The organism is Mycobacterium sp. E136, from assembly GCF_001666865.1.
GTDB lineage: Bacteria > Actinomycetota > Actinomycetes > Mycobacteriales > Mycobacteriaceae > Mycobacterium.
Genome location: NZ_LZJE01000088.1, coordinates 1 through 7,250 on the forward strand (window position 1 = coordinate 1; position 7,250 = coordinate 7,250).

General features: G+C 67.0%; 7 protein-coding genes. 3 read left to right on the plus strand and 4 right to left on the minus strand.

The window, feature by feature from the left end:
* A partial coding sequence (locus tag A5698_RS06570; protein WP_156670632.1) for an aldehyde dehydrogenase family protein occupies positions 1-763 on the plus strand: 763 nt, incomplete at its 5' end.
* On the opposite strand, the gene A5698_RS06575 is transcribed toward A5698_RS06570, so the two are convergent.
* From A5698_RS06575 to A5698_RS06590, 4 genes are read right to left on the minus strand one after another with little or no spacing between them, the layout of a single operon-like run.
* Complete coding sequence (locus A5698_RS06575) at positions 747-2,402, minus strand: acyl-CoA synthetase (RefSeq protein WP_068294670.1); 1,656 nt, start codon at positions 2,400-2,402, stop codon at positions 747-749. The genes A5698_RS06570 and A5698_RS06575 overlap by 17 nt on opposite strands.
* Positions 2,403-2,410: 8 nt before the next feature.
* Positions 2,411-3,025 (minus strand): PaaI family thioesterase, encoded by a 615-nt coding sequence (locus A5698_RS06580; RefSeq protein WP_068294672.1) that lies wholly within the window; start codon positions 3,023-3,025, stop codon positions 2,411-2,413.
* Positions 3,026-3,032: 7 nt separating this feature from the next.
* Positions 3,033-3,596, minus strand: coding sequence for a cysteine hydrolase family protein (locus A5698_RS06585; RefSeq protein ID WP_068294675.1), 564 nt, complete (start codon positions 3,594-3,596; stop codon positions 3,033-3,035).
* A complete protein-coding gene (locus tag A5698_RS06590; protein ID WP_068294678.1) occupies positions 3,593-4,600 on the minus strand; it encodes an aromatic ring-hydroxylating oxygenase subunit alpha in 1,008 nt (335 codons plus the stop codon). The genes A5698_RS06585 and A5698_RS06590 overlap by 4 nt, the downstream gene beginning before the upstream one ends.
* Before the next feature lie 167 nt (positions 4,601-4,767).
* Between A5698_RS06590 and A5698_RS06595 the strand changes: the two genes are divergently transcribed.
* Positions 4,768-6,393: a flavin-containing monooxygenase gene (locus tag A5698_RS06595; RefSeq protein WP_068294681.1), complete on the plus strand. Its 1,626-nt coding sequence runs from the start codon at positions 4,768-4,770 to the stop codon at positions 6,391-6,393.
* On the plus strand, positions 6,390-7,250 hold an 861-nt coding region (locus A5698_RS06600), incomplete at its 3' end, for an esterase (RefSeq protein WP_068294684.1). The genes A5698_RS06595 and A5698_RS06600, both read left to right, overlap by 4 nt.

Genomic DNA, 7,250 nt, shown 5'->3' on the forward strand with positions numbered 1-7,250 from the left:
CGCCGCCCGCGTTGCCCGATCGCGGATGATCAACGGAGGACAAGTCTGTGTCTGCCCCGACTACGTCTTCGTGCCCGACGACCGCGAGGACGCCTTCGTCGAGATCGTGAAAGAGACGTGGCGGCAGATGTTTCCGACGATCGTCGACAACGACGACTACTGCTCGTCGGTGAACGAGGCGAACTTCGATCGAGTGGTCGGGCTCGTCGACGACGCGCGGGCGAGGGGTGCGCGCGTCGAGACTGCCGCGCCGGCCGGTGAAGCGCTGCCCGACCGTGGGACCCGCAAGATCGCACCGACCCTCGTGCGTGATGTCGACGACCGGATGAGAATCGCCGCCGAGGAGGTCTTCGGTCCCGTGCTCGCAGTGCGGCCCTACCGCGACCTCGATGAGGCCATCGACTACGTCAACCAGCGGCCGTCGCCGCTCGTCGCGTATTGGTATGGGCCCGACGGCAACGACTTTCGGCGCTTTGTCCGCAGCACGCGGAGCGGCGGCGTGGCACGCAACGACTTCGCCGCGCAGATGATTCCTTCGGCGGCGCCGTTCGGGGGAGTGGGTCGCAGCGGGATGGGCGCCTACCACGGCAAGGCGGGGTTCGACGCGTTCAGCCATCACCGCACGATCGTCGGCACCGACCTGCCGTTCACGATCACCGGACGCGCGGCGCCACCGTTCACGCCGTCGATGCGGGCGACGACCGCACTCGGACTGTGGATGGCGCGCAACCGAACCAAGCGTCGGCTCAGGCGTTCGCGCTGAGCGCCTGGTCGCGGGCCCACCGGTAGTCGGCCTTGCCCGCAGGGCTGCGCTCGATCGCCGAGCGGAACACGATCGCCTTCGGAAGCTTGTAGCGGGCAATCGAATTCGCGGCATGATCGATGAGTTCCTGGGCCTCGGTATTAGCACCGTCGACAAGCGCGACCACCGCGACCACCTCCTGGCCCCAACGTTCGCTGGGCCGGCCGGCGACCACGACGTCCGCGACCGCGGGATGCGACAGCAGCGCGGTCTCGACCTCCTCGACGAAGATCTTCTCGCCGCCGGAGTTGATGGTCACCGAATCGCGGCCCAACAGTTCGATGGATCCGTCGGCCTGATGGCGGGCACGGTCGCCCGGAATCGAGTACCGCACACCGTCGATCACCGGGAAGGTCTTGGCGGTCTTCTCCGCATCGCCCTTGTATCCCAGCGGCACATAGCCCCGCTGCGCCAACCAGCCGATGCCGTCGTGGCCGGGTTCGAGGATCGCGCTGAAATCCTCGGCCGCGACGAAGGTGTCCGGGCCCGCGTTGAACTTGCCGGTCGACACCGCGCCGGGGGCCGACATGTGGTTCATCTGAATGCCGGTCTCCGAGGAGCCGACGCCGTCCATGACGATCAGCCCGGGCTTGACGTCAATGAGCCGTTGTTTGGCGGTCGGAGTCAGCAATGCCCCGCCGTTGGCGACCACCGCGAGCGACGACAGGTCGGCCGAGCTGCGCTCGATCGCGTCGGCGAGCGGGCGTGCGACCGCGTCGCCGACCACCTGCACCACCAGCGCCTTCTCGCGCTCGATGGTCGCGACCACTTCATCGGCGTCGAGGCTGCCGGGATTGGCGGTGAACACGATGGTCTGGCCCGTGGTCATCGCCGTCATCGCGGCCCACTGTGCGGCACCGTGCATGAGTGGCGGCAGGGTGAGGATCTTGGTGCCAGGACCCTCCGCCACCCGCTTGGCGATGTCGTCGAGCGAGGTGATGAGCTCGCCGGTGGCCATGTTCCGGCCGCCGAACGAGGTCATGAAGATGTCGTGCTGGCGCCACAGCACGCCCTTCGGCATACCCGTCGTGCCGCCGGTGTAGAGGACGTAGAGGTCGTCAGGCGACGGCTCGATCGGCGGCAGCACCGGGGTGCCCGAGCCGACGATCGACTCATAGTCGACGGCACCGTCGAGCAGATCGTTACCGGAGTCGTCGGCGATCTGGATGAGCACGCGGAGATTGGGCAGATCCGGCAGCACCTCCGCGACCCGGGGCGCGAACGTCGCGTGGTACAGCAGCGCGCTGGCCCCGGAATCGTTGAGCAGATACTGCAATTCGTTCTTGACGTAGCGGTAGTTGACGTTGAACGGCGCGACCCGGGCCCGCCACGAGCCGAGCATGCCCTCGATATATTCGGGGCCGTTGTAGGCGTAGATGCCCAACAGGTCCTGGCCCACCTCGTGACCGGCGAGTTCGGAGCGCTCGACGTGGCAGCCCAGGCCGCGGCTGTGCAGGAACGCGGCCAGGCGGTTGGCGCGCTCGACGACCTGGGCGTAGGTGTAGCGGCGATCGCCCTGGACGATGAACTCGCGATCGCCGATGACGGCGGCGACGGTGTCGGCGGCGGCCGGAACCGTGAACTGTGTGGTCACAGACATCGTGCCTTTCAAGGCTGGTGGGCAAGCAGTTTGATCATCAGACCATTGGCCTCGGATAGTACGTTGCCGTCCCCGTCCGTCATCTCCGCCCTCACGAACAGTTTGCGCCCGTCGACCGAATCGATCCACGCCCGCGCCTCGAGTGGTACATCGATTGGCGTCACCCGCCGGTAATCCACGTGCAGATACGCGGTTCGGCTGTCGGGGCGCCCGGCGGCCGACACCACCATGCCGAAGTGCCAGTCGTAGAACAGCGGGATGACGCCGCCGTGCACGGCGTCGTTGCCGCCCACGTGGAAGCGGCTGAAGTGGCCGCGCATTGTGACCTCGTCTGATCCGGACGTCACCACCTGCCACGGCGGCATCAACGGGTGGCCGTTGCCGGGCAGATTGGGCGCCCGGCCCGCAGGGGCGACGCCCGCCGGGGCCTGGTGTTCCTCCAGGCGCTCGCACACGTTCTCGAGCAGCGCGGCGGAGTCGTTCCACAGCGCAGCGTCGGGATCGCTGGAGACCGTGATGTTCTGCAGCCGGCGCAGCGCCGCGATGAACCGACCCATCTCCGGGGACCCCAGAGCCGGTTTGACCCTGGCGAATTCGCGGATGTCGTCCTCGGTGTCGGTCACTGGGCGGCTACTTCCATGAGTCGATCAATTCGTCGGTGGTGGTGATCGTCGCCAGCAGCGACAACGTGTTGTCGATGATCGCATCGGCGTAGTCGCGGGGAATTCCTGCCACCGCGTCACGCGGCACGACGATCCGGTACGCCGCGTTGACGGCGTCCATCACCAGGTTGGTGATCGCGACGTTGACCGACACTCCGACGGCGACGATCGTCGAGACGCCGAGATTGCGCAGCACGACGTCGGACGGCTCCGGCCCCAGTTCCGGCAGCAGTTCGGCGCCCGGGGTGCCGGGCGCGATGGCGTTCCCGGTGGCGCCGCTGATCCGGAAGAGCTTCGCGTTGTGGTTGGCGCCCCGCCCGTCCGGCCGTCGCTGAACCAGACAGTGCACCACCGCCACACCAGCGTCGCGGGCGACCGGCAGCAGCCTCGCGATGTTCGGGACCGCCTCTCGCCGGGCCTCCTCGGCCAGCGCCTTGAGCCCGGCATCGGGACCGACCACCGCACCCTGGCACTCCTGCGTGACGATCGCGGTGTGGCCGGGCGCCGCGACCTCGGCGAGGTCGGGTTTCACACCGACGCCGGGGTGGCGGGAACTTCGTAAAACTGTTTGGCCCACTTGCGCAGCGCCATATACGGTTTCGCGTCCACGCGGGACAGCGCGGGATTCTCGATGTACTCCTGGTAGCGCCAGATGTTCAGGTCGTCCCACACGGTCCCCATGAACTGACGCTCGACCTTTTTGCGCACCTCCTCCGGCGGGACGTCGGAGGAGTCACCTGGCAGCCGGGGCCACCAGATCGAATAAAACATGTCCGAGTAGCCATCCTCGACCGGCGTGCACGCGAAGATCAGCCGGTGGTTCGACGAACCCTCGAAGGCGCTGATCGCGAATCCGAGGCCGGACAGGTGGCTGTGGATGTAGAGGGCCATCTTGTCCGGGTCATCGCTGGAGGCGTCGGGCCAGCCGGTCAGGAACCGCCATTCTTCGTCGACGATCTCCCAGTTGAGGCACTTCGGGGTGACGGTCGCGTGGTGCACGTAGTGGAAGTGCGCACTATCGGGGCCGTTCTCCGCGACGATCTGCGGATGCACCGGCTCGCGTTCGGCGCGGCTCGAAAACTCCGGGAAGGGGCGGTAATACGCGTCCTCGTCGGTCGGGAACTGCGGGAACTTGTGAAACAGGTCCGGCAGCTCCCACCGCGGCGGTTCACCCTCGGGGTGGTGCCAGGCGAACACGCAGCCGTATTGTTCGCGCACCGGGAAGACGCGCAGCCGCAGCGCCTTGTTCGGTTTGTCGGGCTGGTAGGGGATGTAGCGGTTGGTGCCGTCCGGTCCCCATCGCCAGCCGTGGAAGGGGCACTCGACGCAGTCGCCGACGACCTTGCCGCCGTGGCCGATGTGCGCGCCGAGATGCCGGCAGTGCGCGGAGAGCACGTGCAGCTCGCCTGCCTCGTCGCGATAGGCGACCAGATCCTCGCCGAAGTACCGCAGCGGCCTCGTCTCACCCGTGGGAAACTCCGCGGACCAGCCGATCATGAACCAGCCGGTGACCTTCCAGGTGAACGGTACTTTCATGCCGCACAGCCTCCCATGTCCGTGAGCTAATGGAATAGCTTACAGTAGCAGTTTCAGGACAGCCGTTTCGCACGATCCCGGTGCGGTGTTTCTCGAAATCGGCCAGCCGTGCGGCGCAATACTGTAATAGTTACAGTATCTCCGCTTCTGGACGTGAGGGCCTACCTGTGACGACATCCGACTCCACCCGTTTCGACGCGATCATCGTCGGCGCCGGATTCTCCGGCCTGTACGCGCTGCATCGACTCCGAGACCAGGGGTTGCGCACCGTTGTCCTGGAGAAGGCCGAGAACGTCGGCGGCACATGGCTGTTCAACCGGTATCCCGGTGCGCGCTGCGACATCGAGAGCATCGAGTACTCCTACAGCTTCTCCGAGGAGATCCAGCAGGAGTGGGTGTGGACCGAGACGATGCCTCGCCAGCCCGAGATCGAGGCGTACCTGAACTTCGTCGCCGACCGACTCGATCTACGGCGCGACATCCGATTCCACACCGAGGTCACCGCGATGACCTTCGACGAGGCCGGCGCCGAGTGGGAGATCCGGACCGCCGACGGGCAGACCCTGATCGCACCGTTCGTCGTCGCGGCGACGGGCATTCTGTCGGTCCCGAAGGAGCCGGAGATCGCCGGCATGAATTCCTTCCGCGGGCTTTCGCTGTTCACGAGCCGGTGGCCCAAGCAGGAGGTGGACCTGACCGGCAAGCGGGTCGGCGTGATCGGGACGGGTTCGACCGGCGTGCAACTCATTCCGGTCGTGGCCGAGCAGGCCGGCCACCTGACCGTGTTCCAGCGGTCACCCGCCTACACCCTGCCCTGGCAAGTCCGCCCGTTCGATGATGGCGAGCTCGACGAGCTCAAGGCGAACTACGCCGAGATCCGTGCGGCGCAACGGGAACACGCGGTGGGTGCGGCCCGACTCAGCGCCTTCTCGGTGATGTTCGAGATGATGACCAAGCCGCCGCTGAAGTCCGCATCGCGCGAGGAGCAACTGCGTGCCGTCGAAGAGGGCGGCATCATCGGTGCGCTCAGCTGGGGCGACGTCTTTTTCGACATCGAGGCCAACCAGATGGCGGCCACGCTCTACGGCGAGGCGGTTGCACGCATCGTCAAGGACCCCGAGACCGCGGCGGCGCTGACCCCGACTCATCCATTCGGATGTAAGCGCCCGATCATCGACCAGGGCTACTACGAGACGTTCAACCGCGACAACGTGACGCTGGTCGACCTGCGCAAGGGGTCGATCGTCGAGGTCACCCCGACGGGCATCCGCACCGAACAGGGTGACCACGAACTCGACGTGATCATCTACGCCACCGGATTCGACGCGATGACAGGCGCGCTGTCGCGAATAGCCGTGACCGGCCGCGACCAGATGTCCCTCGGCGACTTCTGGACGACCGAGGGCCCGTACACCTACCTGGGGATCGCGGTGGCCGGCTTTCCCAATCTGTTCATCATCCAGGCGCCCGGAAGTCCCGCGCCCGCAAGCAACTTCGTGACCGCGCTCGAACACCACGTCGAGTGGATCGGCGACTGCATCGAGTACCTGAGGCACAACGGGTACCGCAGCATCGAGGCGCTGCCCGAGGCCCAGCGCGAGTGGATCGAACAGGCCACGGCGCTGGTGGCCCCGACGGTGCTCGACCACCCCACGTGTAACTCCTGGTACAACGGCGGCAACGTGCCGGGCAAGAAACGGATGTACATGGGCTACACCGCGGGCATCCCGGAGTATCGGCGTCGCTGCGACGAGGTCGCCGACACCGGCTACACCGGGTTCAAGCTGGCATGAAAACGACAGAACGCGCCTACCGCATCGGTCGTGACTTCGCGGGTGTGGTGCCGCGGGCGCGTGCGGCGGTGGCCGCCCCCGGTGACTGGAAGCCGCTGTCGCGCCGGGGTGCCCGGCAGTTCGGTGAGGTCGTCCTCGACGAACTGGCCCTGTCGGGGATGACATTGACCGCACCGCCGCCGAAGGTCGAGCGCACGGTCGAGTCCTGCGCGGCGGCCGCCGACGCGTTGACCGGATTGGGTATGGCAGGCGTGCACGTCGCACCGGATGAGCTGCAGCCGAAGACGATTCGGCAGCGCCGGTTCGGCAGGACCCGATACGAGCAGCTGACCTTCGAGCACGATCCCCACCTGCCCGCGGCGCTGGCCGAATTCGGCGGGCCCGCGACGGCGGTGGTGCACCTGTGCCGAACCGGCGACGAGGCGAGGCCATGGCTGGTGTGGGTGCACGGGGCCGGGCAGGGGTTGCCGATCGACCTGGTGTTCTCGCGGGCCCGACGGTTACAGGAGCAACTCGGATACAACATCGCGTTACCGGTGCAGCCCGGATGCGGGGTCCGCCGCGACCGATGGCCGACGTACCCGAACATGGACCCGCTGAACAACCTCGCGGGCATGATCCGGGTGGTCTCCGAGGTGCGTGCGGTGCTTCGATGGCTGCGCCCGCAGGCGAGCGCGCTTGCGGTGTCGGGGGTTTCGATGGGCAGCCCGGTGGCGGGCCTGGTTTCGCACCTCGAAGACGTCGACGCGGTCGCGGTCTACACTCCGATCTTCGGGCTCAACGCGATGATCGCCGCGCATCTGGGACGGTGGGGTCCGTCGGTGCGCGACACGATCGAGTTGTTGCAATCGGAGCCC

What these genes read in the sequence shown, in the direction of transcription:
- A5698_RS06590 (WP_068294678.1), bottom strand. Translation starts at nt 4,600, where the DNA reads ATGAAAGTACCGTTCACCTGGAAGGTCACCGGCTGGTTCATGATCGGC.
- A5698_RS06575 (WP_068294670.1), bottom strand. Translation starts at nt 2,402, where the DNA reads ATGTCTGTGACCACACAGTTCACGGTTCCGGCCGCCGCCGACACCGTC.